The sequence below is a fragment of the Streptomyces sp. NBC_01190 genome, assembly GCF_045039895.1.
Lineage (GTDB): Bacteria > Actinomycetota > Actinomycetes > Streptomycetales > Streptomycetaceae > Actinacidiphila.
In genome coordinates, this window is sequence record NZ_CP108580.1 from 6398761 (window position 1) to 6424830 (window position 26070).

A 26070-nucleotide genomic window follows, 5' to 3' on the forward strand; every position below is an offset into this window, starting at 1 on the left:
CAGGGGGGCTCCGCCCGTCTTGGCGATCCCTTAACATCGCGGAGTGTCCAAACTGACCGACCTGCCGAAACGGATCCTGATCGGGCGGGCGCTGCGCAGTGACAAACTCGGGGAGACACTGCTCCCCAAACGTCTCGCGCTGCCCGTCTTCGCATCGGACCCGCTGTCCTCCGTGGCGTACGCGCCGGGCGAGGTGCTGCTGGTCCTTTCCATCGCGGGAGCGTCGGCGTACCACTTCAGCCCCTGGATCGCCGTCGCGGTCGTGGTGCTGATGTTCACCGTCGTGGCCTCCTACCGGCAGAACGTCCACGCCTACCCCTCGGGCGGCGGCGACTACGAGGTCGCCACCACCAACCTGGGGCCCCGGGCGGGGCTCACCGTGGCCAGCGCCCTGCTGGTCGACTATGTGCTCACGGTGGCGGTGTCGGTCGCCTCGGGCATCGAGAACCTCGGCTCAGCGGTGCCGTTCTTCGTCACCCACAAGGTGCTCGGCGCGATCGGCATGATCGTGGTGCTGATGCTGATGAACCTGCGCGGTGTCCGCGAGTCAGGCACCATCTTCGCCATCCCCACCTATGCCTTCGTCTTCGGCGTCTTCTGCATGATCGCCTGGGGCATCTTCAAGATCGCCACCGGCCATGAGATGCACGCGCCGACCTCCGGACTGACGGTGCACGCGGAGTCCTCGGGGATCGGCGGCTTCGCGCTGCTCTTCCTGCTGCTGCGCGCCTTCTCCTCCGGCTGCGCCGCGCTCACCGGGGTGGAGGCGATCAGCAACGGCGTGCCCGCCTTCAAGAAGCCCAAGTCGAAGAACGCCGCCACCACACTGGCCGCGATGGGCCTGCTGGCCACCACCATGTTCTGCGGCATCGTCGCGCTGGCGATGAACACCAAGGTCAAGATGGCCTCCAACCCGGCCACCGACCTGCTCAACCACGGTGTCCCGGTCGGCAACGGCTTCACCCAGGACCCGGTGATCGCCCAGGTCGCCGAGGCGGTCTTCGGACACAACTCGATCCCGTTCATCTTCCTCGCCACCGTCACCGCGCTGGTGCTCTTCCTGGCCGCCAACACCGCCTACAACGGCTTCCCCGTGCTCGGCTCGATCCTCGCCCAGGACCGCTATCTGCCCCGCCAGCTCCACACCCGCGGCGACCGGCTCGCCTTCTCCAACGGCATCGTGCTGCTGGCCGGCTTCGCCTGCGTCCTGGTCTACATCTACGGCGCCGACTCCACCCGGCTGATCCAGCTCTACATCGTCGGCGTCTTCGTCTCCTTCACTCTCAGCCAGACCGGCATGGTCCGGCACTGGAACCGGCATCTGCGGTCCGAGACCGATCCCGGCAAGCGCCGCCACATGATCCGCTCCCGGGCGATCAACACCTTCGGCGCCTTCCTCACCGGCCTGGTGCTGGTGATCGTGCTGCTCACCAAGTTCACCCACGGCGCCTGGGTCGCGGTCCTCGGCATGGTGGTCTTCTACGGCACCATGACCGCCATCCGCCGCCACTACACCCGGGTCGCCGAGGAGATCGCCGCCGACGACGAGCCGGGCGAGGACTACGTACGGCCGTCCCGGGTGCACTCCATCGTGCTGGTCTCCAAGCTGCACAAGCCCACCTTGCGGGCGCTGTCGTACGCCAAGCTGATGCGCTCGGACTCCCTGGAGGCGCTCAGCATCAACGTCGACCCCGAGGACACCAAGGCGCTCCAGGCCGAGTGGCAGCGGCACGGCATGGACGTGCCGCTGAAGGTCCTCGACTCGCCCTACCGGGAGATCACCCGGCCGATCATCGACTACGTCAAGGGTCTGCGCCGCGACAGCCCGCGCGACGTGGTCAGCGTCTACATCCCGGAGTACGTGGTCGGCCACTGGTACGAGCATCTGCTGCACAACCAGAGCGCGCTCCGGCTCAAGGGACGGCTGCTCTTCACCCCCGGTGTGATGGTCACCTCGGTGCCGTGGCAGCTCGAGTCGTCGGAACTGGCCCGGATCCGCGCCAGGCGGCGCGCCAACTGGAACGCGCCCGGGTCGATCCGCCGCGGCCCGGTGGGCCCTTCGCCGCTGCCCAGGAGCAGGGCGCACAGCACGCAGAGCGGTGGGCCGGAACAGAAGTAGCGCGCGCGGAAGCAGCTTCCGGCGGCCCAGGGCAGGGCTTGCGGAGCTGGGCCCCGGGTCCGCGCCAGGCCCGCGGTGATGCCGGGCCCGGCGGCCGGGCGATTCCGCTCGGTGAGGGCGGTCGGCGCGGGCACGTAGACTGGTCGGTTGTCGCCGTCGGGCCCCGCACCCACGCCCGCGCGTCCCCCGCCACCACCCCAGGAGCAGCTCCGTATGCAGGCCGTGCCTTCAGCGTCTTCGCCGTCCTCAGCGGCCTCGCCGTCCGACCCCCCCGCCGTCTCGCTCGTCGGCCGGGAGTACGAGGTCGAGGTCGGCGCGGTGGCGCACGGCGGCCACTGCGTCGCGCGGACCGACGCCGGCCAGGTGCTCTTCGTCCGGCACACGCTGCCCGGTGAGCGGGTGGTGGCCCGGGTCACCGAGGGCGAGGAGGGTGCCCGCTTCCTGCGGGCCGACGCCGTACGCGTGCTGACCGCGTCCAAGGACCGGGTGGAGCCGCCGTGCCCCTTCTCCGGACCGGGACGGTGCGGCGGCTGCGACTGGCAGCACGCGACGCCCGGTGCGCAGCGCCGGTTCAAGGCGTCGGTCGTCGCCGAGCAGCTCGCCCGGCTCGCCGGACTCACCCCGGAGGAAGCCGGCTGGGACGGCACCGTCGCGCCCGCGCCGGGGGACAAGGTGACCAAGGCCGATGGCGGGCCCGGGGTGCCGGCCTGGCGGACCCGGGTGCAGTACGCGGTGGACGCCGAGGGGCGGGCGGGCCTGCGCAAGCACCGCTCGCACGACGTCGAGGTGATCGACCACTGCCTGATCGCGGCTCCCGGTGTCGACGAACTCGGCGTCGAGGCGCGCGAGTGGCCGCAGATCGCCTCCGTCGAGGCCATCGCCGCCACCGGCTCCAGCGACCGCCAGGTGATCCTCACCCCGCGCCCCGGCGGCCGGCTGCCGATCGTCGAGCTGGACAAGCCGGTGTCGGTGCAGCGGATCGGTGAGCGCGACCACGCCGTGCACCGCGTCCATGGCCGCCCCTTCGTCCGCGAGCGCGCGGCCGGCCGCACCTGGCGGGTCGGCGAGGGCGGCTTCTGGCAGGTGCACCCGAAGGCCGCCGAGCTGCTGGTCGAGGTGGTCATGCAGGGTCTGATGCCGCGCAAGGGCGAGACGGCGCTCGACCTCTACTGCGGGGTCGGCCTCTTCGCCGGCGCGCTGGCCGAACGGGTGGGGGAGCGCGGCGCGGTGCTCGGCATCGAGTCCTCCCGGCGCGCCGTCGAGGACGCCCGGCACAACCTCCAGGACCTGGACCGGGTCCGCGTCGAACTCGGCAAGGTCGAGCAAGTCCTGCCGCGGACCGGCATCAGCGAGGCCGACCTGATCGTCCTCGACCCGCCCCGGGCCGGCGCGGGCCACCCGACCGTCCGCCACCTCGCCTCCCTCGGCGCCCGCCGCATCGCGTACGTCGCCTGCGACCCGGCCGCCCTGGCCCGCGACATCGCCTGGTTCGCCGAGGAGGGGTACCGCACCCTGAGCCTGCGGGCCTTCGACCTCTTCCCCTTCACCCACCACGTGGAGTGCGTGGCGATCCTGGCGCCCGCCGCGAAGGGCGCCTGACTCCTGATCACGGGCCCCGCCACGGCGGCCGGCGGGGCCGCGCCAGGGGCGCGGGGAACTGCGCGAGCAACCGTCCGCCGACGGGTGGTCCGGGCTCCGGGCTGAAGGGGCTGGGCTGTGCGGCCCGCGCGCCCGTCCCCGTGGTTCTCCCGGGTCACCCCTCGCGCTCCGCTCCTCGCGCCGTCGCCAGGTGCGCCGTGAGCTCGCTGAGCGTCGCGCGGCTCAGGATCTTGCCGACGGGCAGCAGGATCCCGTGCGAGCGCTGCACCTCCTGCCTGAGCTGAGCCGCCATCAGGGAGTCGAGTCCCTGGCTGGTCAGGTCCCGGCCGAGCTCGCCGCCGGCCCGCGCCGCCATGCCCATGGCCGTGGCCGCGGCGTCCGGGACCGCCCGGCATCGTCCGCGGCGCAGACCGGGGCTGGTTCACCGCTGTGACCTGCGGCTTCTCCACCGCCTTGAGCTGCGTGTCCCTGCGGCCCCCGACGACTCCTCAGCGGTGCTCGGCGAAGAACCGCATCGCTCAGGTGAGCCGAATCGCGTACTCCTGTGCAATGGACGAAATGGCCGCTGTCCACCGCGGCGCCCGTGGTCGTGTCCATCGATGGATGGTGACGCACGTCACATGGATTCTTCCAGCCCGGGCTGAACGGCTGACTGCCTTCGCTCCGTCTATCGGTAGGGGGAATGTCAAACGCTGACTGGATAGGTGACGAGCCATGGATTTCATTTCATGGGATTACTTACCGCCCGAAACGCGCATGCTGCTCACTTCGGACGGTTCCACCACAACTCTGCTTGAAGCACTGGTCGGCGAGGAATTGTTCATCCGAGTGTCCAGCCAGGAGCAAAGATTAGCGCTGGATTTCCCGGCGGAGACAGCCGTGTTTCCCGGCCTCTCGGAGGGATCGGTCCTGCTGGCCCGGAGTTCGCAGTTGCGCACCCGGCGCGGCGATCTGGTATCCGACAACCTCGTGCTGGCCCCCATCGGGGGTACCGCCCTCGGTGGACTGATGGATGACCGTCAGGCCCCGCTCGGGCGAGGAATGGTCCGGCTGGGCATGAGCCAATCGCGCCGATTGATATCGGTGGGTCTTGACCGGTGGCAGGGCGAATCCGGGTCAGGACATATCTGCGCCCGCAAAACGTATACGATGATGGAGAACGGCCGGCCGGTCATGTACATCGCGGAGAGGTTCAACCCCGTGTACGCGCCGGTGCGGACGGAGGACCGGGCTCGGGCGGCCCGGTGACCACATCCGCTCAGGGTGCCAGGGACAACGCCGGCACACGTATCCACGCTTCCCGTACTGACGCGAGGTTTCCCATGTCCATCCGTACGCAGGTAGGAATAATCGGAGCCGGACCGGCCGGCTTAACCCTGGCCAACATTCTCTCGGCGGAGGGGATCGACTGCGTCGTCGTGGAGAAGCGGTCCCGCTCCCACGTCGAGAATCGGGCCCGCGCCGGCCTGGTCGAACCGCGGACCGTCGCCGCCCTCGACCGCTACGGCTTGGCCGACGGCCTGCTGGCCCACGGTGTGCCGCACCGCAGTTGCGAGTTCCGCAGGGACGGCGAGCGGTTCTCCCTCCCGTACGGCATGCTCACCGACGGCCGTCAGCATCTGGTCTACCCCCAGCAACGGCTCGTCGCCGACCTCATCGCCGCTCGTGAAGCGGCCGGCGGCATCCTCCACTTCTCCCACCCGGCGGTCTCGCTGGGCGTCGCGGACTTACCGGCGGGCGGTAAAATAACCGTCGAATCCGCGGCGAGCGGGGAGCGTATCGACATCGAATGCGATGTGATCGCCGGCTGCGACGGATTCCACGGCATATCCCGCCGGGCCGTTCCGGAGAAACGGCTGCGCCCCGTCGTCAAACAGCACGACTCCGCCTGGCTCGCGGTCCTGGCGGACGCCCCGCCCTCCACGCACGAGATCGTCTACGCGCTGCACAACGAGGGATACGCCGGGCACATGCTCCGCACCCCCACCATCAGCAGATATTATCTCCAGTGCCCGTTGGGCGACGCGGCGGAACAATGGAGCGATGACCGGATCTGGTCGGCTCTGGACCGTCGGCTCTCGGCGCCGGACTGGAAGCTGAACACGGGAGAGATCACCCAGCGGTCCGTTCTGGATATGCGCAGCTACATGTCGAGCCGGATGGATTTCGGCAACCTCTTCCTGGTCGGTGACGCGGCCCACATCATCACGCCGGCCGGTGGAAAAGGAATGAATCTCGCCATCGCCGACGCGGTGGAACTCGCGTCCTCCCTGCTGGCGTATTTCGCCGGGGATGAGCGGCGGATACGCTCCTACTCGGCTCTTCGCATCGCGGACACCTGGCAGTGCCAGGAATTCTCCCACTGGCTTCTCCAGCTTCTGCACACCCCGGCCCCCGAGGCCGGTGATCACTCCTTTATGAGCAGTCTCCAATCCGCCCGTCTTGACCGGCTGCGGTCTCACCCGAGCTATGCCACGGCGTTCGCCGAATCGTATGTGGGCCCCGCCCACTGATCCGGCGTCGGGCACGTACGTCATTCGGCTCGGCAACACGGCGCGGCGTCCGGTGCGCCACGCGTCCGGTGCGCCACGCGACGGGCGCGCTACTCGACCGGTGCGCCACTCGTCCGGGCGACCGTCACGCGTGTGTCCGATCCGGCCGTCCGGCAGGGCGGATATCTTCCGTGGGCCGGGGCCGATCCCATCGCGTCGGTCCCGGAAGAGACGGGCGCGACGCCCATGTCCGCGAGGGGTCGTACGCATGGGCGATCGGCTGCGTCCGGTCTGGGCCGCCGTGCTCTGCGCGGTGTCGTTCACCGGGGTGTGGGCGATCCAGCGAGCCACCCATGTGACCCTCGTCGATGTGACGGTCTACCGAGCGGCGGGGTGGACGGTCCGCCGCGGCGGGGACCTCTATGCGATGCGGGCGACGCCGGACCGGCTGCCGATGACGTATCCGCCCTTCGCGGGGCTGCTCTTCGTACCGCTGACCTGGCTGGGGGCGGGCACCGTCCGCGCCGCCGCGATCCCGGCGAACCTGCTGCTCACCGTGCCGCTCGCGGCGCTGTCGCTGCGGCTGGCCGGACGGCGCCCGCGTGCGGCGACCGTGCTGGTGGTGGCGGCGCTCGTGGTGTGGACCGAACCGGTGTGGTCGACGCTGCGCCACGCGCAGGTCAATCTGCTGCTGACCGTTCTGGTGCTGTGGGACCTCACCCGCCGGCCCGGGCGGCGCTCGGCAGGCGTCGGCATCGGACTCGCCGCCGGGATCAAGCTGACCCCCGCGTTGTTCGTCGTCCTGCTCGCCGCAGCCGCCGTGGCCGCCCGGGGGCGCGGCCAGCCGTATCTCCGTACGGCCCGCGTCGCGGCCGGCACCTTCGCGGCGACGGTCGCGGTCCCGGCGCTGGTTCTGCCGCGGGACTCGCTCGACTACTGGACCGGGGTGGCCTTCGCCGCCGACCGGCCGGGCTTCGCCGAGAACGTCGCCAACCAGTCCCTGCGCGGGGTGCTGGCCCGCGGGGAGCACTCCGGCGAGCCGGGGGCGGCCTGGCTCTGCCTCGCGCTCGCCGTCGGCGTCGCGGGCCTCGCGATCGCGCTGGCCGCGCTCTTCGCCGGCGACCGGCTGCCGTACTCGACCGCCTGGGCCGCGGTGGCCTGCGGCGTCACCGCGCTGCTGATCAGCCCGGTGTCCTGGACGCACCACTGGGTGTGGGACGTGCCGATGCTGGTCCTGCTCGCCTCCGAGGCCGGCCGCCGGGGCGACCCGCGGTGGGCGGGGGCGGCGGCCGCCGCGGCGCTGGCGTTCAGCTCGTTCCCGATGTGGGCCCTGCCGCACGGCCCCGGCCGGCTCGAACTCCACGAGAACGCTGCCCAGTTGCTCGTGTCCGCCGCCTATCCGCTGACCGGTCTCGCCTTCCTCGCGCTGGCCGCGACCGTCGCGATCCGCTCCCTGCGCCGCCCGCCGCCCCTCGCCCGCCGCCCACCGAGCGGCGAGCGGCCGGCTTCCGTGGCAGGGTCGATGGGATGAGCGACGACGAGCGGGACGGCACGCCGCCCCGGGCGGACCGCCGGACGTTTCTCGGTGTGGCGGCGGCCGGCGCCGCGGGCGCCGCCGTCGCGGCGGTGACCGGCTGCGACACGGCGCCGAGCCGCACCGCGAGCCGCGTCAACACCACGGCGGGGGCGCTGCCCACCGTCGGCCCGCAGGGGCTGATCGGCGCCGACTGGCGGATCAGGACGGCGAGTCCCGCCGCGGCGATCCAGGGCTACACCGACAAGGTGAGCGTGCTGCCCGGCGAGTCCTTCGGGCTGCATGTCTCCACCACCGCGCCCGGCTTCCGGGTCGCCGCCTTCCGGGTCGGCTGGTACGGCGGCGCGCAGGCGCGGCTGATCTGGGCCTCGCGCCGGGTGCGCGGCGCGCTGCACGACCGCAGCGAACTCCTGGTGGCCACCCGGACCGTACGGGCGGGCTGGAAGCGGAGCCTGACGGTCCGTACCGGCGGCTGGCCGGCCGGCGCCTACCTGCTGCGCCTGGACGCGGAAGGCGGCCACCAGCGCTATGTGCCGCTCGTCGTCCGCTCGGCCACGGCCGCCGGCAAGACGCTGATCATGCACGCCCCGGCGACCTGGCAGGCGTACAACACCTGGGGCGGCTACAGCCTCTACCGCGGCCGGGACACCTCCTACGCCAACCGCTCGCTCGTGGTCTCCTTCGACCGGCCCTACGACGGGAACGGCGCCGAGAAGTTCATGGTCTACGAACGTGCCGCCGTGGTGCTCGCCGAGAAGCTGGGGATCCCACTCGCCTACACCACCGGGGTGGACGTCCACCGGTCACCGTCCGTGCTGCGCGGGGCCACCACCGCGGTGGCGCTCGGCCACGACGAGTACTGGACCCCCGAGCAGCGCCGGCACGTCGGCGCGGCCCGCGACGCCGGCACCAACCTGGTCTTCCTCGGGGCCAACACCTGCTTCCGGCGGGTCCGGCTGGAGGCGGGGCCACGGGGTGCGGCCCGCGTGGTGGCCTGCTACAAGACCGATTTCAGGGTCGACCCGTATCTGGTGGCGCACCCCACGATGGCCACCACCGACTTCCGCGACCGGCCGGGCGCCGACCCGGAATCCTCGCTGACCGGCGTCATGTACGACGGCTACCCGGTCGACGCCCCCTACGTGGTGGAGAGCCCGGACCACTGGGTCTTCGCCGGCACGGGGGCGGCCAGGGGCGACTCCTTCGCCCATCTCGTCGGCGTGGAGTACGACCGGGTCAACCCCGACTTCCCGCACCCCGGCGCGCTGGAGATCCTGGCCCACTCGCCGGTGTCCTGCCAGGGCCGGCAGACGTACTCCGACTCGGCCTACTACACGGTGCCTGGCGGCGCCGGCGTCTTCGCGACCGGGACGATGCGCTGGGTGGAGGGGCTGATGGCCGCCACCGGGGAGGACGGGCGCGACCACGGCATGGACGCCAGGACCCGGGCGTTCGTCACCCGCACCACGGAGAACGTGCTGCGCGGGTTCGCCGAGGGCCGCGCGGGGACCACCCGACCCGCGCCGCGCGCCAATGTGGCCGCCCTCTACGGAGCCTGATCACCGTCGGCCCGGCCCGGCTCGGCCCCCCGGGTCGGCCCGTCCGATCGCCGACCCGCCCGGATCACTCCCGCTCGGCCCGCCACACCCAGTTCTGCCGCTCGTACGCGACCTCGAAGCCCGCCCGCAGCATGTTGTGGAGCGAGGCGTTGTGCTCGCCCGGACCTTCCGCGCCCGTCTCCGCGACCAGCCAGCGGCAGCCCGCCGCCTGGGCCGCCCGCGCCCGCGCGGCCAGCAGCGCGGACTGGCCGCCGCGGCCGCGGGCGTGCGGCAGCGTGGCCCCGGCCTGGAACTGACCCGCGCCGCCGTACAGGTGCAGGACGGCCGTGCTGACCAGTTCGGCGCCGTCCCACGCGGCGAAGGGCCGGAAGTCCGGCGCCCCGACGACGGCGCTCACCATGCCGGCCAGGGCGCCGTCCTCGGGCATCCCGAAGGCCCTCAGCATCGCTCCGGCCCAGGCATCGGCGTCCTCAGCGGCGACCGGCCCGACGCGGAGCCCGTCCGCCGGCCGGCCGGCCGCGTCGGCGCGGGCGACGGCGTCATCCGCCGAGCACACCAGCTTCACCCAGGACGGCCTGGCCTCAAGGCCCGTCTTCGCGCAGATCGCCGCCCAGTCCCGGGGGAGTACGGACGGTGCGAGCTGGAGCACCGCCATCGGCGTGCCCTGCTCGCGGTAGAAGGCGCAGACCTCCTCGATCAGATCGAGGGTGACGGGCTCGTCGAAGCCGAATCCGAGGGCCTTGCTCCAGAACTCCGTCGGGTCGTCGCGCATGGACAGGACGACCCCGCCCCCGAGGCGGCGGGCCGCCATGCCGAGTTCGGCCCGTACGTGCTCCGGCGCCCCTTCGAGCGCGAACAGCGCCTCCGCCTCAGACCGCTCGGCCAGGTCGGCCGGTATGACCGCGTTCATCGATCGCGCACCTTCACTTGGTCGTGCCGGGGACAGCCGGGAGGGGCGGGTCCACGTCGTCGTTCACCGACAACCGACAACACGTACGGCGGCCACGATCAGGTTCAATCAGGTCCAATCACCCCGCCGGGGGTCAAGCGGCGACAGCCTCACGCAAACCGACGTCGGCGCCGATCCGGTACTCGGCGTCGAAGGAGGCCTGGCCGAGTTCGCCGATCAGGCGGTCGCGGAGCGCCTGCTGCTCCTGCGCGTCATCCGGGTCCAGGATGTGCCCGCGTGAGCGCAGTTCGCTCTCGACCGCGGCGAGGATGTGCGTCGCCCGGGCGGCGCGGCCGTCGGTGGCCGCTATGACCGCGGCGGCCAGGGAGGCGTACGGCAGCATCTCGTCGTATCCCTCGGCCAGCACCTGCCCCAGGGAGCTGGCGAACAGCTCCCTGGCCCGGTCCTCATGGCCGGTGTGCAGTTCGATGTACCCGAGGTTGTGCTGCTCCTGGGCCACCATGCGGGACTCGCCGAGCGACTCGTTGAGGTCGATGCTCTCGCCATAGAGGGTGCGCGCCGCGTCGAGGTCGCCGGCCATGCGCGCGCTGCCCGCCAGGATGTGGGCCGGTGTCCGTTCGGTGCGACGGTCGCCGGTGCGGCGCGCGGTCTCCAGCGCCTCCTTCGCCAGCCGCCGCGCCTCGGGGATGTCGTCCCGGCGAATGGCGACGCGCGCCAGCATGCCGAGCGCCTCCACCTCCCCGGGGAGGTCCCCGGCCGTACGGGCCCGCTCCAGCTCCCGCTCCGCCAGGCGTTCCACCGCGTTCGTGTCGCCACTGCGGAAGGCCTCACGGGCCTCTTCGTAAAAGGTCATACCGACCACACTACGACAGCCCCGACATCCCGCCGCGGGGCCCTTCCCGCACGTCGGCGGCGGTGTGAGGGCAGTGGGAGGCCGGTGGGAAGGCAGCGGGAGGAAGGGAGAGGACAGGGGCGGGGGCCGTCGGCCGCGTGGCCGGCGGCCCCCCGGAGCGCCCTCTTGCGGCGGTGGCGCCGCGTCCCGACAGTGGTGGCATGACTGAAGCGGCGACCACGGATCCGGCCGTCATGCTCGCGGTGGCGCTTGACGAGGCCCGGGCCGGCGCGGCCGAGGGCGGGATCCCGATCGGCGCCGCGCTCTTCGGGCCCGAGGGTGAGCTGCTCGGCCGGGGACGCAACCGGCGGGTGCAGGACGGCGACCCGTCGGCGCACGGTGAGACGTCGGCGTTCCGCGCCGCGGGCCGGCTGCGCGGCTACCGGCGGACGACGATGGTGACGACGCTCTCGCCCTGCTGGTACTGCTCGGGGCTGGTCCGGCAGTTCGGCATCGGGCATGTGGTGATCGGCGAGGCGCGCACCTTCCACGGCGGGCACGACTGGCTCGCCGAGCACGGCGTCCGGGTGACGCTCCTCGACGACCCGGCGTGCGTCGCGCTCATGCGGGAGTTCATCGACGCCCGGCCCGAGCTGTGGTTCGAGGACATCGGGCGCTGACGCCGGGCGCTGACCCGTGGCCGCCGGGGCAGGCCCCTCAGTGGCGCGGCGGAACGGTGGCGGCCGGGTGCGCCGGGCGGCCGTCCGGCTCGGCGTCGGCGGGCGGCGCGAGGAACGGGTCCATGGTGGGGCGCTCCCCGGGCGCACGCACCGGTTCGACGTGCACCGGATCCGAGAACAGGCCATCGGTCATGTGTTTCCCCCGTAGGTGAAGTGAGTGTGGCGCGGCGCCTCGGCCGTTTCCCGACTGCCGGGACGGTTCGGACTGTCCCGAGAACCTCGACCATCCCGACTGTCTCGGCTCTCGCGACCGGCGACCGCATCCCCAGTGTGCCCTGTCACGGCGATTCCCACGCACATCCCGGCCCCGGCTGCCGGTTCGCCGCCGCGGCAGGGTGCCGGAATCGTCGCGGAGCGCCCGTAATGAATCGGTCGGCAGCGGAACATGACATGTGTCGCTTCGGGTAGTTGCCGAAATACGGGCGGCCGACCACCGCTCGCCGAACCCGCGCCGGGCGCACGCCCCGCCGACCGCCGGCCCCACCCGAAGGAGAGCCATGACGACGCGCACCCTCGATCCGAGTGTCAACCGCAACAAACTGGGCCGGGCGCTGCGCGCGGCGCGCAAGAGCGCCGACCTGACACAGCGCGAGGCGGCGGAGAGCCTCGTCTGGTCGCTCTCCAAGGTGATCCGGATCGAGAACGGGCTCGTCAGCGTGTCGGTGACGGACCTGCGGGCCATGATCCAGCTCTACGGCATCGAGGCGCCCGACGCGCGGGCGGAACTGGAGGAGGCGGCCCGCGGCAGCCGGGGCGTCAACTGGTGGACCGACTACTACGACGTGCTCTCCACCCAGTTCAGCCAGTATCTGGGCTGGGAGACCGCGGCCGACACCATCTCCCTCTACCACCCCATCGTGATCCCCGGGCAGTTGCAGACCGAGGCCTACGCCCGCGCGCTGCTGGCCCCGCGCGATGTTCCCGCCGACCGGGTGGTGCGGCTGGCGGCGCTGCGGGCGGCGCGCCAGCGGCGGCTCTTCGACCCGGAGCACGGCCCCGAGGTGTCGGTGGTCCTGGACGAGGCGTCACTGCGGCGGTGGGTCGGCGGTCCCGAGGTGATGGCGGATCAGCTGCGGAGCATCGTGGAGCTGAGCCGGCACCCCCGGGTCGCCATCAGCGTGCTGCCGCTGTCGGCCGGCGCCCACTACAGCACCGGCGGCAACTTCGTCCTGCTCGGGCTGCCCGGCGACGGCGACCTGCTCTGGGTGGAGACCACCGCCGGCATCCTCACCTCGCGGCACGACCTCAAACTGCTGGAGTCCTACCAGCGCTGCTTCGCCGAGATCAGTGCGAGGGCGCTGACCGGAGCGAAGGCCATCGAGCTGATCTCGGCCATCGAGAGTGGCATCAGAGGCCGCTGACAGGGGTTCAGCGGCGAAGCCCGCGCCGGCACCTGCGGAGAGGATCGTTAGTGCACAACCAGCGGTTGCGAGACTGGCTCGACTCCCGGGCGGCGCGGCGTGGTGCGCGGAGCGGCGGGGCCGACGGGGCGCGGGCCGAGGCGGTTCGGGGCGAGGCGGCGCGTGGCGGCGTGGCGCGTGGCGGCGTGGCGCGGGGTGACGTGGCGCGCGGCGGTGTGGCGTGGGGTGACGTGGCCGGAGGCGGCGTGGCGCGGGTCGAGGGCGCGCGGGCCGATGAGCCGGCGGAGCCCGAGTCCGATCCCGCGTCGGGGCTGGCGCTCGAATTCCGGGCGATATCCGATGCGGCCCGCTTCGAGAGGCATCAGCGGATGGAGCGGGGCAGGGACGAGCGCAGCCTGCTGGCCGCCGAGCGCCGGGCGGAGCAGGAACGCCTGACGGCGCGCGCGAACACGGTCAACTTCATCCTGCGGGCGGTGACCCTGGGCGGTCTGCTGATCGCCGCCCTGCTGTGCGTGCACACCACCCACGCGACACGAGGACTGCACTTCCACCTCTCCGGCGCCTGGATCCTGGGCGCGGGCGGCGCGGTGACCGGGCCGCTCGCCTACCTGGCGAAGCGGGTGGCCGGACGGTACTTCCGGTCCCGTCTCCCGGCGGTCACCGCCGAGGATCCACCGGACGGCCGGTCGGCGGGCGACGCCCGCCCGCACGCGGACGCCGAGTGAACGTCTCGGCCGCGGCCCGCCGGACGCCCTCACCCACCGCGACCAGCGCCAGCATCGCCGCCCACACCGTCCGCTTGAGCGCGACGTCCCCGACGAGGTGGGAGGTCAGGGCGGCGAGCACCGTCGCCACCGTACCGACGGCCGCGCACCACAGGGCCGTTCGCCACCGTGATGCGGGCCGTACCCGACCGCTTCGCGGCCTCAGCCCGGTTCTCACCGTCGTCAGGTGCATAGGGCCCCAGCTCTCTGCCTCGGCACGTGGCCTCACGAACCGTCCAGCCTTCCGGCGCCGAGCGCCTGAAGGAAGTCTTTCCAGGTCGCGGCCGGAAAGACCAGCACAGCACCGTGCGGATCCTTCGAGTCACGCGCGAGCACCTGGGAGTCCTTGACGGACACCTCCACGCACTCGAGTTCGTTGCCGCAGAAGCTGCTTCTGCGCCATCCATGCCGTAAGGAACGCTGCCCGGCTCCCACCGATCGACTCCCCCTCGCAGCACCGCTGCTCTTGCGATCCCACCGGTCGTGGCCGTGCCACCCTAAGCCGCCGGCGGGATCGCGCGCAGCCGAATCCGCGAAGTGGCCTGCGCGTATGTGCTCAGCGTAAGGAGCGGGCCGGGGCCGCGCCAGAGGGAATCCGGCCGCCGGGGCGGGCGGTCAGCCCGCGGTCTCCTCGCCGAGCGCGAGCAGCTTGGTGACGGTGTTCCAGTTGCGGGCGGTGGCGATGAGGCCGAGCCGCCGGTCGGTGAAGAGCGGGGCCAGCTTGGAGTTGTGGAAGCCGTCGGGGAAGTGGGCGTAGATCTCGGTGTCCCCGGCGCGGAACTCGTCCGGCGCGTACGCCGCCGGATCGATCGCGGCGAGCCGGTCGAGCGGGACCGGTCCCGACAGGAAGACCACCATGAAGCGCGAGCCGTCGATCGCGTCCATGGTGAAGGGGTTGCCCGCCACCACCCGCCGCAGATCCTCCCTCGCCCGGACCAGCACCGGGACGGTCAGGCCCAGTTCGGCGCTCAGGGCCTGCTCCAGGTCGGCGGCCAGCCGCAGCGGGTCGCGCAGTGCGTGGGTGAAGACGGCGTTTCCGCTCTGGAGATGGGTGCGGACCCGGGAGCCGCCGAGACCGGCGATGAGGTCGCGGAGTACCGGCATCGGGACCTTGTTCCGGCCGCCTACGTTGATGCCGCGCAGCAGGGCGATGTAGGCGGTGGTGGAGCTCGTGGAGGGGGATGTGGTGGGGGATACGTCGGGGGATTCGGCGGGGGATGTGGCCGGGGTTCTGGTGGAAGGCGTCACCCCCGGCAGGCTATCCGCCGGCGATCCGCGGGGACCGTAACCCGCCCGGTCCGCCCGTAACCCGTCCGGTCCGCTCAATCCGTGGCACCTACTCTTTCCTGAGTTGACGCGGATCATGCCGAATGTCCCTCGTTCGAAGGACGATCAGCCCGCTTGAACGGTTCGGCACCTCGGGACCTGGCTATTTTCGCGGCCATGAGCGCCAAGCAGCACCGTCCCGTCGTCACCGAACTCCGGCTGTCGGCCTTCAAATCGCACCGGGGGGCGACCTTCGGGTTCGGTCCGCTCACCCTGCTCACCGGCGGCAGCGGGACGGGCAAATCCAGCGTGCTCGAAGGGCTGTCCGCGCTCGGCAGGCTAGCCTGCGGCGCCGGCCTGCACGAGGTGTTCGAGTCCGCGGTGCGCGGCGGCGCGGCGGCCTGCGTGCCGCAGGGGGCCCAGCCGGACGCGCAGGGCCGGCGCGGCTTCCGGATCGGCTGCACCGTCACCGGTCCGGTCGGCCCGGTGCGGCTGGACATCGCGGTGCAGGCCGAGCCGAGCCTGCGGATCGTCGGCGAACGGCTGACCGGCGCCGGCGAGACCCTGCTCACCACGGCGCTGCGCGACCCCTCCCGGCCGACCGTCCAGGCCGCCTGGCACACGGCGGGGGTGGTCGCCGTGACCCGCGCCCCGCTGCCCGACGACCGGCTGGCCACCGCGATGCTGCCGCTGCGGGTGGCCGGCCGTACGGAGGGGCAGCGGCTGGTGCTCGCCGCGGCGGAGCAGGTCGTGGTCGCGTTGCGCGGAGTGTTCCCCGTCGCGCCGCGGCCCGAGTTGATGCGCGGTCCGGTGGCGCTCGGCGACGGCCGGCTGCGCACCGGGTGCGACAACCTCTCGGCGGTGCTGGCCAGGACCGAGGGCGAGTGCGTCACCCGGCACGCGGCCCTGGTCAACGCGGTGCGCTCGGTGTGCAGCCCGCCCGTCGAGGGCCTCACCACGGTGGCCGCCCGGCTCGCCGGCGACAGCCGCGGTCCGACGGCCGAGGGAACCATCGCCGCGGTCGACCGCGGACCGCTCGGCGTGGTGCCCATCGACCGCCTGGGCGACGGCGAACTGCGGTTCCTGGCGCTTGCGCTGGTCCTGCTCACCGGGCCCGGCGTGCTGGACGTCGACACCAGTACGGAACTGCTGCCCGCCGGTCAGGTGCTGACGGTGCTCGCCGACGGTCTCGATCTCGGCCTCGACCGGCGGCAGGCCCGTGAACTGCTCCGGCTGGCCGGGGTGGCGGCGGCACGCGGGCACATCCGGCTGCTCGGGACGGTGCAGGACGCGGCGTGTCTTGAGGGGGTGGGCGGGGTGTCGGTGATGAGGCTGGGTGCGGGTGCGGGTGCGGGTGCGGGTGCGGGTGCGGGTGCGGGTGCCGGTGGAGGTGCCGGTGGAGGTGCCGGAGCCGGTTCCGGGGCGGGCGACGGCATCGGTGCGGCCGAGGGTGGGGCGGCGGGACCGGGCCTGGTGCCGGGCGCCATTCCGGGCCAGAGCCGGGCGGCGGCCCGCGCCAAGGACCATGGGGACGGGCTAGTCGTGGCCCCTGGGGCGGGCTCGGAGGGCGAGCGCGAGGGGGCGGGCGGTGCGGTGGAGCCGGATTTCGCGGTGGGGGAGTCGCCGGAGGATTCCGATGGCGGCCGGGAGGCCGAGCGGGAGGGCGAGCGGGGAGATGAGGTAGACCAGTCCGGGTGACCCGACAACACGATCCGGACTTGGCCGCGTTGCAGCGCCGCCTCGTCGAATTCGCGGCCGCCCGTGACTGGGAGCCCTTCCACACCCCGAAGAACCTCGCCGTGGCGCTGAGTGTCGAGGCGTCCGAACTGCTGGAGATCTTCCAGTGGTTGACGCCCGAGCAGGCGGCGGCCGTGATGGACGACCCGGACAGCGCGCACCGGGTGCGGGACGAGGTGGCCGATGTGCTGGCCTACCTGCTCCAGTTCTGCGCGGCGGTCGGCGTGGACCCGCTGACCGCGCTCGACGCGAAGATCGACCGCAATGAGCTGCGGTTTCCCCGGCCCGAGCGGTCGCGCGGGCCGGAGATCGAGTAGCCGAGCAGCCGACCAGCGGATTAGTCGAGCAGCCGAGCCGTCGTCCGGTGCGTTGGGCGGGCGCGCTCCCGTTCGGGTGACCGGGTTATCCACAATGCGGCGGTTGTCCACAGATCTTCTGATCGACTCCATTGTGCCCGTCCGCTCTGTCACGCTGAGTTACATCAGGCGGCGTGAGTGGGCCGGTCGAGCGGGTGGAAGGGGACGGACGATGGATGCGGCACGACTGGTGGCGGAGGCGGAGCGCGCGATGCGCGGCGATCCGCAGCCCGAGCGGGTCATCGCAGAGGCGTGGCAGGCGTATGAGCTGACCGAGGCGGTGGGGCGGCTGCTGGGCGACGATCGTGAGCGGCCGGTGGCGCGCGCCGGGCCGGTGCCGGTGGTGACGGCGGTGGGCACCGGGCCGCCCAGGGCGGTGCGGCTGACCGGGGTCAGGGACGCGGCCGGCACGTTGCGGGCCCTGCGCACTCTGCTCGGCGAGATCGGACTCTCCCTGGTGGCGATCACCTGCGCGGCGGAGGACGAGGCGGCCTACTCGCAGTGCATCGAGGCATTGGACGCGGTGGACGAGGCCAAGGACCGGATCAGGGAGCTGGCGGGCAGGGGAGGTGACTGACCACGGACACCCGGGCGTCGGGCAGGGGAGGTGACTGACCACGGACACCCGGGCGTCGGGCAGGGGAGGCGACTGACCACGGACACCCGGGCGTCGGGCAGGATGGAGGAATGGACTTGCGAATCTTCACCGAGCCCCAGCAAGGGGCGAGCTACGACACCCTACTGGCCGTCGCCAAGGCGACCGAGGACCTCGGCTTCGACGCCTTCTTCCGCTCCGACCACTATCTGGTGATGGGGGACGGCGACGGACTGCCCGGGCCCACGGACGCGTGGGTCACCCTGGCCGGTCTCGCCCGGGAGACGAGCCGGATCAAGCTGGGCACCTTGATGACGGCGGCGACCTTCCGGCTGCCCGGCGTGCTGGCGATCCAGGTGGCGCAGGTCGACCAGATGTCCGGCGGCCGGGTGGAGCTGGGCCTCGGCGCGGGGTGGTTCGAGGCGGAGCACACCGCTTACGGCATCCCCTTCCCCAAGGAGAAGTTCGACCGGCTGGAGGAGCAGCTCGCGATCGTCACCGGGCTGTGGGGGACGCCGGTGGGGAAGACCTTCGACTACGACGGGAAGTTCTACCAGCTCAAGGACTCCCCGGCGCTGCCGAAGCCCGCCCAGGAGAAGGTGCCGGTACTGATCGGCGGGATGGGTGCCAAGCGCACGCCGGAGCTGACCGCCCGGTACGCCGACGAGTTCAATGTGCCCTTCTCGTCGGTGGAGGACACCGGCAAGCAGTTCGGCCGGGTACGGGAGGCGATGCGGGCGGCCGGCCGGGACGTGGACGAGTTGGTGTACTCCAACGCCCTGATCGCGGTGGTCGGCGGGGACGACGCGGAGGTGGCCCGCCGGGCGGCGGCGATCGGCCGGGAGGTGCCGGAGCTGAAGGCCAACGGGCTGGCCGGTTCGCCCGCCGAGGTGGTGGACAAGATCGGGCGGTACGCGGAGCAGGGCGCCACGCGCTTCTACCTCCAGATCATGGACCCGAAGGATCTGGACCACCTGGAGCTGATCTCCTCGCAGGTGCTGCCGCAGGTGCGATGAGTTCCCGATGAGTCCACCTGTGCCGCCGCCGTCCGCCGGGCCGCCGCCCGGCTCGTCCGCCGGGCCACCGCTCGGCGGGCCCGCCGGAACCCCCGCCCGCGCGGGGGTGCTCGGCGCCGGCGGGACGCTGGTGCTGGACGGCGGGCTGTCCAACCAGCTCGCCGCCCAGGGGTGCGACCTGTCCGACGCGCTGTGGTCGGCCCGGTTGCTGCTCGACGCCCCGGAGCAGATCGAGGCCGCCCACGCCGCGTATCTGCGGGCGGGGGCACGGGTGCTCATCACCGCCAGTTACCAGGCGACGTACGAGGGCTTCGCCCGGCGCGGGGTGGGCCGGGCGGAGGCGTCGGAGCTGCTGGGGCGCAGCGTGGAGTTGGCCCGGCGGGCGGCGGCCGGCCGGCCGGAGGTGCGGGTGGCCGCTTCGGTGGGGCCTTATGGTGCGATGCTCGCCGACGGGAGCGAGTACCGGGGGCGGTACGGGAAGTCGGTGCGGGAGTTGACGGAGTTCCACCGTCCCCGGATCGAGGCGCTGGCCGCCGCCGGTCCTGACGTGCTCGCGTTGGAGACCGTGCCGGACACCGACGAGGCCGAGGCGATGCTGGGCGCGGCCGAGGGGACCGGGGTGCCGGTGTGGCTCTCCTACACGGTGGCCGGGGGCCGTACCCGGGCCGGCCAGTCGCTGCGGGACGCCTTCGCGCTCGGGGCGGGCCGGGACCAGGTGATCGCGGTCGGGGTCAACTGCTGCGCCCCCGAGGACGCCGACCACGCGGTGGAGGTCGCCGCCGCGACCACCGGCAAACCGGTGGTGGTCTACCCCAACAGCGGCGAGCGGTGGGACGCCGGGGGGCGCGGTTGGGCGGGGAGTTCGGCGTTCGACCCGGCGAGGGCCCTGCGGTGGCGGGACGCGGGCGCCCCGCTGATCGGAGGCTGCTGCCGGGTGGGCCCCACCGGAATCGCCGGGATCGCGGCGGCGCTGCGCGGATAAGGCCACCGGAAACGCCGGGCGCCCGGCCGTCGGGGGCGTGACGGGCCGGGCGCTTCCCAGCGGTCCGCGCCGGGTGCCCCTCCCGCGAGCCCTACAGGCACTCCCGTGGGGGACATGATGCCGCCTGCCCGGGCATCACACCCTCATGCCCACCATTTCCCCCTCACCGCCGCCCGCCCCCACGGCCCCGGCCCTTCGCCTGCGGCACTTCCCGGGTGGCGCGCACCCGCTGCCGCGCGGTGCCTTGGGCGGCCCCACCCTCCGGGCCCGGGGTGGTAGGTGGTCGGCGGTGGTGCTTCTCGGTTCAGGTTTTTCGCTGGTTGCGTTTCTTGGGTGGTGGCCGCACCCGCTGCCTTGGGCGGCCCCAACTCCCGTGGCTGGGGCGCCAGGCGGCCGGGGCTGGGCCCCTGGGGTCATCAAATCCTCAGCCCTGTGCGGACTTTGCGGTTCGGGGTCGGGGGACGGGCCGGTGGGGTGGAAAACCCGGTGTCGGTGGGGGAGGCGGGGCGTGGATACTCGGCCGGGTGTTCCTGACGATATCGACCACCGCGAACGGCGCCGGTCCGGCCACGGACCTCGGCTTTCTGCTGCACAAGCACCCGGACAGGGCCCAGGCCTTCTCGACCTCCTACGGCGACGCCCATGTCTTCTACCCCGAGTCGTCCGCCGAGCGGACCACCGCCGCGCTGCTGTTGGAGGTCGATCCGCCCGCGCTGGTGCGGCGCGGTCGGGGACAGGGGAAGGGCCGGGGCGGCGCGCCCGACGCGGCGCTGGCGGCGTATGTGAACGACCGGCCGTACGCCGCGTCGTCGCTGCTGGCCGTCGCGCTGCGGACGGTGTTCGCCAGTGCGATGCGCGGCGAGTGCCGCAGCCACCCCGAGCGGGCGGCGAACCCGCTGCCGCTGCGGATCGAGGTGCCCGCGCTGCCCGCCCGCGGCGGCGCCGCGTTGGTGAGCGCGCTCTTCGAACCGCTGGGCTGGCAGGTGGCGGCGGAACCCGTCGCGCTCGACGAGAGCTTTCCGGAGTGGGGCGCGTCGCGCTACGTATCGCTGGTGCTCCAGGGAGAGCTGCGGCTCTCCGAGGCGCTGCGGCACCTGTACGTGCTGCTGCCGGTGCTGGACGACGCCAAGCACTACTGGGTGTCGGCCGACGAGGTGGACAAGCTGCTTCGGTACGGGGAGGGCTGGCTGGCCGGCCACCCGGAGCACAAGCTGATCACCAGCCGCTATCTGGCCCGCCGCTGGGCGCTGACCAGGGAGGCGATGGAGCGCCTCGAACTGGCCCGGCTCGCCGACGCCGACGACGTCGAGGTCGAGGAGATCGACAACGCGGTCGCGGCCGAGACGCCGGAGGAGGCTGCGGAGGAGCGGCCGACCCCGCTGGCCGTACAGCGGCGCGAGGCCATCCTCGCCGAGCTGCGGTCGGCCGGCGCCGCGCGGGTGCTCGACCTGGGGTGCGGGCAGGGCCAATTGGTGGCGGCGCTGCTCAAGGAGCCGAGGTTCACCGAGATCGTGGGTATGGACGTGTCGGTCCGGGCGCTGGACATCGCGGCCCGCCGGCTGCGGCTCGACCGGATGGGCGAGCGGCAGGCCGGCCGGGTCACGCTCGTCCAGGGCTCGCTCGCCTACACCGACGCCCGGCTGAAGGGTTATGACGCGGCCGTGCTCAGCGAGGTGATCGAGCATCTGGACCTGCCGCGGCTGCCCGCGCTCGAATACGCGGTGTTCGGCGCCGCCCGCCCGCGCACGGTGCTGGTGACCACGCCGAACGCCGAGTACAACGTGCGCTGGGAGTCGCTGCCGGCCGGGCACGTCCGGCACGCCGACCACCGTTTCGAGTGGAGCAGGGCCGAGTTCACCGAGTGGGCCGCCGCGGTGGCCGGCCGGCACGGCTACCAGGTGGTGCACCTCCCGGTCGGCCCGGTCGACCCCGAAGTGGGCCCGCCCACCCAGTTGGCCGTCTTCACGCTGCCCGCGCCGGCCCACGACGGCCGCCCGACGGCCCGGAAGACCGTCAGCGGCACCAGCGCGGACCCGAACACGGACAGCACCGAGAACACGGCGAAGAACCCGAAGGAGGAGGCAGCCGCATGAGCGAGCACACCGAGCACACCCGCCGCACCGACCCGGCTGAGTCCACTGAGCCCGGCAAGGCCGGCGCGGGTACCGGTCCCACCGAGACCACGGGCGCCACCGAGCGCACCGGCCGGATCGAGCGCGGCGACAGCCGCCGCCGCGCCGGCCGGGGCACGGCCCCGGACGACGCCGCACTCCGCACCCTCGCCGTCACCGACCTCTCCCTCGTCGTGCTGATCGGCGCCACCGGCTCCGGCAAGTCCACCTTCGCCGCCCGCCACTTCAAGCCCACCGAGGTGATCTCCTCCGACTTCTGCCGCGGCCTGGTCAGCGACGACGAGAACGACCAGAGCGCCACCGCCGACGCCTTCGACGTCCTGCACTACATCGCGGGCAAGCGCCTCGCCGCCGGACGCCGGACCGTCGTGGACGCCACCAGCGTGCAGTCCGAGAGCCGCAAGCAGCTCATCGCCCTGGCCCGGCAGCACGACGTGCTGCCGATCGCCATCGTGCTCGACGTCCCCGAGCAGGTGTGCGCCGCCCGCAACGCCGCCCGCCCGGACCGGGCCGCGCTGCCCCGCCATGTCATCCAGCGCCACCAGCGCGAGTTGCGCCGCTCGCTCAAGGGCCTGGAGCGCGAGGGCTTCCGTAAGGTGCACGTCCTGCGGGGCGTGGCGGAGATCGAGGCCGCCGAGGTCGTCACCGAGCGCCGCTTCAACGACCTGACCCACCTCACCGGCCCGTTCGACATCATCGGCGACGTCCACGGCTGCCGCTCCGAGCTGGAGACGCTGCTCGCCAAGCTCGGTTACCAGGACGGCGTCCACCCGGCCGGCCGCACCGCGGTGTTCGTCGGCGACCTGGTCGACCGCGGCCCGGACAGCCCCGGTGTGCTGCGCCGGGTGATGGGCATGGTCGAGGCCGGCGCCGCGCTGTGCGTACCGGGCAACCACGAGAACAAGCTCGGCCGCTACCTCAAGGGCCGGTCCGTCCAGCACACCCACGGCCTCGCCGAGACCATCGAGCAACTGGCGGCGGAGGACGAGCGCGACCCGGAGTTCCGGGCCCGGGTGGGGCGCTTCGTCGAAGGACTGGTCAGCCACTACGTGCTCGACGGCGGCCGGCTGGTGGTCTGCCACGCCGGGCTGCCCGAGAAGTACCACGGCCGTACCTCCGGCCGGGTCCGCTCGCACGCCCTCTACGGCGACACCACCGGTGAGACCGACGAGTTCGGCCTGCCGGTCCGCTACCCGTGGGCCGAGGACTACCGGGGGCGCGCCGCCGTGGTCTACGGCCACACCCCGGTGCCGACCACCTCGTGGATCAACAACACGATCTGTCTGGACACCGGCGCCGTCTTCGGCGGCCGGATGACCGCGCTGCGCTGGCCGGAGCGCGAGCTCGTCGACGTACCCGCCGAGCGGGTCTGGTACGAGCCGGCCAAGCCGCTGGTCACCGAGGCGCCCGGCGGCCAGGACGGCCGTCCGCTGGACCTCGGGGACGTGGCGGGACGACGGACGGTGGAGACCCGCTCGATGGGCCGGCTCGCGGTGCGCGAGGAGAACGCCGCGGCGGCGCTCGAGGTGATGAGCCGCTTCGCCGTCGACCCGCGGCTGCTCGGCTACCTGCCGCCGACCATGGCGCCGTGCGCCACCTCCACGCGGGACGGCTACCTGGAACACCCCGAGGAGGCGTTCGGCGCCTTCCGCGAGGACGGCGTACGCGAGGTCGTGTGCGAGGAGAAGCACATGGGCTCGCGCGCGGTGGCCCTGGTCTGCCGTGACGAGGCCGCCGCCCGCGCGCGGTTCGGTGTCGAGGGGGTCACCGGCACGCTGCACACCCGTACCGGGCGGCCGTTCTTCGACGACCCGGCCGTCACGGAACAGGTGCTGGCCCGGTTGCGGGACGCCGCCTCGGCGGCCGGTCTCTGGGCGGAGCTGGCCACCGACTGGCTGCTGCTCGACGCGGAGCTGATGCCCTGGTCCCTGAAGGCGTCGGGGCTGCTGCGCAAGCAGTACGCGGCGGTGGGCGCCGCCGCCGGTGCGGCCTTCCCGCCCGTGCTGGCCGCGCTTGAGGCCGCCGCCGCCCGGGGCGCCGACGTCTCCGGCACGCTGGCCCGGCAGCGGGAACGGGCCGGCGACGCGCGGGCGTTCACCGAGGCGTACCGGCGGTACTGCTGGACCACCGACGGGCTGGCGGGGGTGCGTCTCGCGCCGTTCCAGCTCCTCGCCGTCCAGGACCGCAGCCTCGCCGCTCTTCCGCACGACCGGCAGCTCGCGCTGATCGACCGGCTCGTCGCGGCCGACAGCGGCGGCCTGCTGCACCCGACCCGGCGGCTCGTGGTGGACACCGGGGACGAGGCGTCGGTTGCCGAGGGGGTGCGCTGGTGGCTGGAGCTGACCGAGGCGGGCGGCGAGGGCATGGTCGTCAAGCCGCTGGCCGCGCTGGTGCGGACCGAGGCCGGCCGGCTGGTGCAGCCCGGTGTGAAGTGCCGCGGCCGGGAGTATCTGCGGATCATCTACGGTCCGGAGTACACCCGCCCCGAGCACCTCACCCGGCTGCGCCACCGGGCCCTCGGCCACAAGCGCTCGCTCGCCCTGCGGGAGTACGCGCTCGGCATCGAGGCGCTGGACCGGCTCGCCACCGGCGAACCGCTCTGGCGCGTCCATGAGGCGGTCTTCGCGGTACTGGCCCTGGAGTCCGAACCGGTGGACCCCCGCCTCTAAGGGGATCTTTCGGCCGGATCTCCGGAGCGTCGCCGGGGCCGGGGAGCGGACCCGGCGGAGGAGGGGGCCGCCTGAGCGTGTCGGGCGGCCCCCGGCGTGGGAAGGTCTTCTTCCATGGGATTCCACGTGGACTCCGAGACCGGGCGGCTGCGCAGCGTCATCCTGCACCGCCCGGATCTCGAACTGAAGCGACTCACCCCCAGCAACATGGAGGAGCTGCTCTTCGACGATCTCCTGTGGGTCCGCCGCGCCCGCGCCGAGCACGACGGTTTCGCCGATGTGCTGCGCGACCGCGGGGTGCGGGTGCACCTCTTCGGCGATCTGCTGCGCGAGACGATGGAGCTGACCGCGGCCAAGCGGCTGGTGCTCGACCGGGTGTTCGACGAGAAGGAGTACGGCCCGCTGGCCACCGGCCATCTGCGGGCCTCCTTCGAGCGGTTGGGCACCGCGGAGCTGACCGAGGCGCTGATCGGCGGGATGACCAAGCGGGAGTACCTGAGCGGCTTCGCCGAACCCGTCTCGGTCCTCTTCCACGCCATGGAGCTGGACGACTTCCTGCTCAATCCGCTGCCGAACCACCTGTTCACCCGCGACACCTCGGCCTGGGTCTACGACGGGGTGAGCATCAACGCGATGCGCTGGCCGGCCAGGCAGCGGGAGACCGTGCACTTCGAGGCGATCTACCGGCACCATCCGCTCTTCACCGCCGAGGTCTTCCATGTCTGGTCCGCGGGCCAGGCGGATTACCCCTCGACCATCGAGGGCGGCGACGTCCTGGTCATCGGCAGGGGCGCGGTACTGATCGGGATGAGTGAGCGGACCACCCCGCAGGCGGTGGAGATGCTGGCCCGGGGCCTGTTCGCGGCCGGCTCGGCGCGGGTCATCGTGGCCCTCGACATGCCGAAGCGGCGGGCCTTCATGCATCTCGACACGGTGCTGACGATGGTCGACGGCGACACCTTCACCAAGTACGCCGGGCTCGGCATGCTGCCCTCCTACACCATCGAACCCGGTTCGGAGGAGGGCGAGTTGAAGGTCACCGACCATCCGCCGGAGCACATGCACCGGGCGATCGCGGCGGCCCTCGGACTGGACTCGGTCACCGTGCTCACCGCCACCCAGGATGTGCACGCCGCCGAGCGTGAGCAGTGGGACGACGGCTGCAACGTCCTCGCCGTGGAGCCCGGGGTGGTGGTCGCCTACGAGCGGAACGCCACCACCAACACCTTTCTGCGCAAGCGCGGGATCGAGGTGATCGAGATCCCGGGCAGCGAACTGGGCCGGGGCCGGGGCGGACCGCGCTGTATGACCTGTCCGATCGAGCGGGAGGCCACCTGACGGCTGTATAAAAATGCCTAACGTCGTATAGGATTTCACCGCAGTCAGGCCGTTGAACCGGCATCCCCG

At 72.7% G+C, this 26070-nt stretch carries 22 protein-coding genes and 1 pseudogene; 17 read left to right on the forward strand and 6 right to left on the reverse strand.

All coding sequences use genetic code 11. The features are described from left to right. The first annotated feature begins 43 nt into the window (after positions 1 to 43). On the forward strand, positions 44 to 2119 hold the full coding sequence (locus OG519_RS26880) for an APC family permease (RefSeq protein WP_405588949.1): 2076 nt from the start codon (positions 44 to 46) through the stop codon (positions 2117 to 2119). Between the two features lie 213 nt (positions 2120 to 2332). Then, entirely contained in the window at positions 2333 to 3718 is a 1386-nt protein-coding gene (locus tag OG519_RS26885; protein WP_405588952.1) for a class I SAM-dependent RNA methyltransferase, read from the forward strand. A gap of 154 nt (positions 3719 to 3872) precedes the next feature. Here the strand turns inward: OG519_RS26885 and OG519_RS26890 are convergent, their stop codons facing one another. Continuing rightward, positions 3873 to 4079, reverse strand: coding sequence for an acyl carrier protein (locus OG519_RS26890; protein ID WP_405588954.1), 207 nt, complete (start codon positions 4077 to 4079; stop codon positions 3873 to 3875). A 353-nt stretch (positions 4080 to 4432) separates the two neighbouring features. Here OG519_RS26890 and OG519_RS26895 point away from each other — a divergent pair, with 353 nt between their 5' ends. The 4 genes from OG519_RS26895 (at position 4433) to OG519_RS26910 (ending at position 9303) form a co-directional block, all read left to right on the forward strand. Beyond that, the gene (locus OG519_RS26895) at positions 4433 to 4966 is read left to right on the forward strand and encodes a hypothetical protein (RefSeq protein WP_405588957.1); all 534 of its coding nucleotides are present in this window, start codon (positions 4433 to 4435) and stop codon (positions 4964 to 4966) included. Positions 4967 to 5040: 74 nt separating this feature from the next. Then, positions 5041 to 6231 carry a 4-hydroxybenzoate 3-monooxygenase gene (locus OG519_RS26900; RefSeq protein ID WP_405588960.1) on the forward strand — a complete coding sequence of 397 codons (1191 nt, stop codon included), beginning with the start codon at positions 5041 to 5043 and terminating at the stop codon, positions 6229 to 6231. 247 nt (positions 6232 to 6478) lie between these two features. Then, positions 6479 to 7741, forward strand: a complete 1263-nt coding sequence (locus OG519_RS26905) for a glycosyltransferase 87 family protein (RefSeq protein ID WP_405588963.1) — start codon at positions 6479 to 6481, stop codon at positions 7739 to 7741. Beyond that, complete coding sequence (locus tag OG519_RS26910) at positions 7738 to 9303, forward strand: N,N-dimethylformamidase beta subunit family domain-containing protein (RefSeq protein WP_405588965.1); 1566 nt, start codon at positions 7738 to 7740, stop codon at positions 9301 to 9303. Before OG519_RS26905 ends, OG519_RS26910 begins: the two co-directional genes overlap by 4 nt. Positions 9304 to 9367: 64 nt before the next feature. On the opposite strand, the gene OG519_RS26915 is transcribed toward OG519_RS26910, so the two are convergent. Then, the gene (locus OG519_RS26915) at positions 9368 to 10213 is read right to left on the reverse strand and encodes a GNAT family N-acetyltransferase (protein ID WP_405588968.1); all 846 of its coding nucleotides are present in this window, start codon (positions 10211 to 10213) and stop codon (positions 9368 to 9370) included. A 133-nt stretch (positions 10214 to 10346) separates the two neighbouring features. Next, positions 10347 to 11066, reverse strand: coding sequence for a tetratricopeptide repeat protein (locus OG519_RS26920; protein WP_405588971.1), 720 nt, complete (start codon positions 11064 to 11066; stop codon positions 10347 to 10349). 200 nt (positions 11067 to 11266) lie between these two features. Between OG519_RS26920 and OG519_RS26925 the strand changes: the two genes are divergently transcribed. After that, positions 11267 to 11725 carry a nucleoside deaminase gene (locus OG519_RS26925; protein WP_405588974.1) on the forward strand — a complete coding sequence of 153 codons (459 nt, stop codon included), beginning with the start codon at positions 11267 to 11269 and terminating at the stop codon, positions 11723 to 11725. 37 nt (positions 11726 to 11762) lie between these two features. On the opposite strand, the gene OG519_RS26930 is transcribed toward OG519_RS26925, so the two are convergent. Continuing rightward, the gene (locus tag OG519_RS26930; RefSeq protein WP_405588977.1) at positions 11763 to 11918 is read right to left on the reverse strand and encodes a hypothetical protein; all 156 of its coding nucleotides are present in this window, start codon (positions 11916 to 11918) and stop codon (positions 11763 to 11765) included. A 364-nt stretch (positions 11919 to 12282) separates the two neighbouring features. Here OG519_RS26930 and OG519_RS26935 point away from each other — a divergent pair, with 364 nt between their 5' ends. After that, positions 12283 to 13146 (forward strand): helix-turn-helix domain-containing protein, encoded by an 864-nt coding sequence (locus OG519_RS26935; RefSeq protein ID WP_405588980.1) that lies wholly within the window; start codon positions 12283 to 12285, stop codon positions 13144 to 13146. Positions 13147 to 13391: 245 nt separating this feature from the next. Continuing rightward, positions 13392 to 13871: a hypothetical protein gene (locus OG519_RS26940; RefSeq protein ID WP_405588983.1), complete on the forward strand. Its 480-nt coding sequence runs from the start codon at positions 13392 to 13394 to the stop codon at positions 13869 to 13871. 264 nt (positions 13872 to 14135) lie between these two features. On the opposite strand, the gene OG519_RS26945 is transcribed toward OG519_RS26940, so the two are convergent. Together OG519_RS26945 and OG519_RS26950 are read right to left on the reverse strand one after the other, a co-directional pair. Beyond that, the gene (locus OG519_RS26945; RefSeq protein ID WP_405588986.1) at positions 14136 to 14345 is read right to left on the reverse strand and encodes a DUF397 domain-containing protein; all 210 of its coding nucleotides are present in this window, start codon (positions 14343 to 14345) and stop codon (positions 14136 to 14138) included. Between the two features lie 180 nt (positions 14346 to 14525). Beyond that, positions 14526 to 15158: a DUF1697 domain-containing protein gene (locus tag OG519_RS26950; protein WP_405588989.1), complete on the reverse strand. Its 633-nt coding sequence runs from the start codon at positions 15156 to 15158 to the stop codon at positions 14526 to 14528. Positions 15159 to 15353: 195 nt separating this feature from the next. Between OG519_RS26950 and OG519_RS26955 the strand changes: the two are divergent. The 8 genes and pseudogenes from OG519_RS26955 to OG519_RS26990 all read left to right on the forward strand — a co-directional run. Continuing rightward, positions 15354 to 16514: pseudogene (locus OG519_RS26955) on the forward strand (AAA family ATPase); the annotation flags it as partial. Between the two features lie 380 nt (positions 16515 to 16894). Continuing rightward, complete coding sequence (locus OG519_RS26960) at positions 16895 to 17230, forward strand: nucleotide pyrophosphohydrolase (RefSeq protein WP_405588992.1); 336 nt, start codon at positions 16895 to 16897, stop codon at positions 17228 to 17230. A 211-nt stretch (positions 17231 to 17441) separates the two neighbouring features. Continuing rightward, positions 17442 to 17846 (forward strand): DUF6099 family protein, encoded by a 405-nt coding sequence (locus OG519_RS26965; RefSeq protein WP_405588994.1) that lies wholly within the window; start codon positions 17442 to 17444, stop codon positions 17844 to 17846. Positions 17847 to 17956: 110 nt separating this feature from the next. After that, entirely contained in the window at positions 17957 to 18880 is a 924-nt protein-coding gene (locus OG519_RS26970) for an LLM class F420-dependent oxidoreductase (protein WP_405588997.1), read from the forward strand. Positions 18881 to 18887: 7 nt separating this feature from the next. Next, a complete protein-coding gene (mmuM, locus tag OG519_RS26975; RefSeq protein WP_405589000.1) occupies positions 18888 to 19862 on the forward strand; it encodes a homocysteine S-methyltransferase in 975 nt (324 codons plus the stop codon). 524 nt (positions 19863 to 20386) lie between these two features. Beyond that, the gene (locus OG519_RS26980) at positions 20387 to 21955 is read left to right on the forward strand and encodes a 3' terminal RNA ribose 2'-O-methyltransferase Hen1 (protein WP_405589003.1); all 1569 of its coding nucleotides are present in this window, start codon (positions 20387 to 20389) and stop codon (positions 21953 to 21955) included. Further along, the gene (locus OG519_RS26985) at positions 21952 to 24663 is read left to right on the forward strand and encodes a polynucleotide kinase-phosphatase (protein ID WP_405589006.1); all 2712 of its coding nucleotides are present in this window, start codon (positions 21952 to 21954) and stop codon (positions 24661 to 24663) included. The genes OG519_RS26980 and OG519_RS26985 overlap by 4 nt, the downstream gene beginning before the upstream one ends. Positions 24664 to 24777: 114 nt before the next feature. Beyond that, the gene (locus OG519_RS26990) at positions 24778 to 26001 is read left to right on the forward strand and encodes an arginine deiminase (RefSeq protein WP_405589009.1); all 1224 of its coding nucleotides are present in this window, start codon (positions 24778 to 24780) and stop codon (positions 25999 to 26001) included. Positions 26002 to 26070 lie beyond the last annotated feature (69 nt).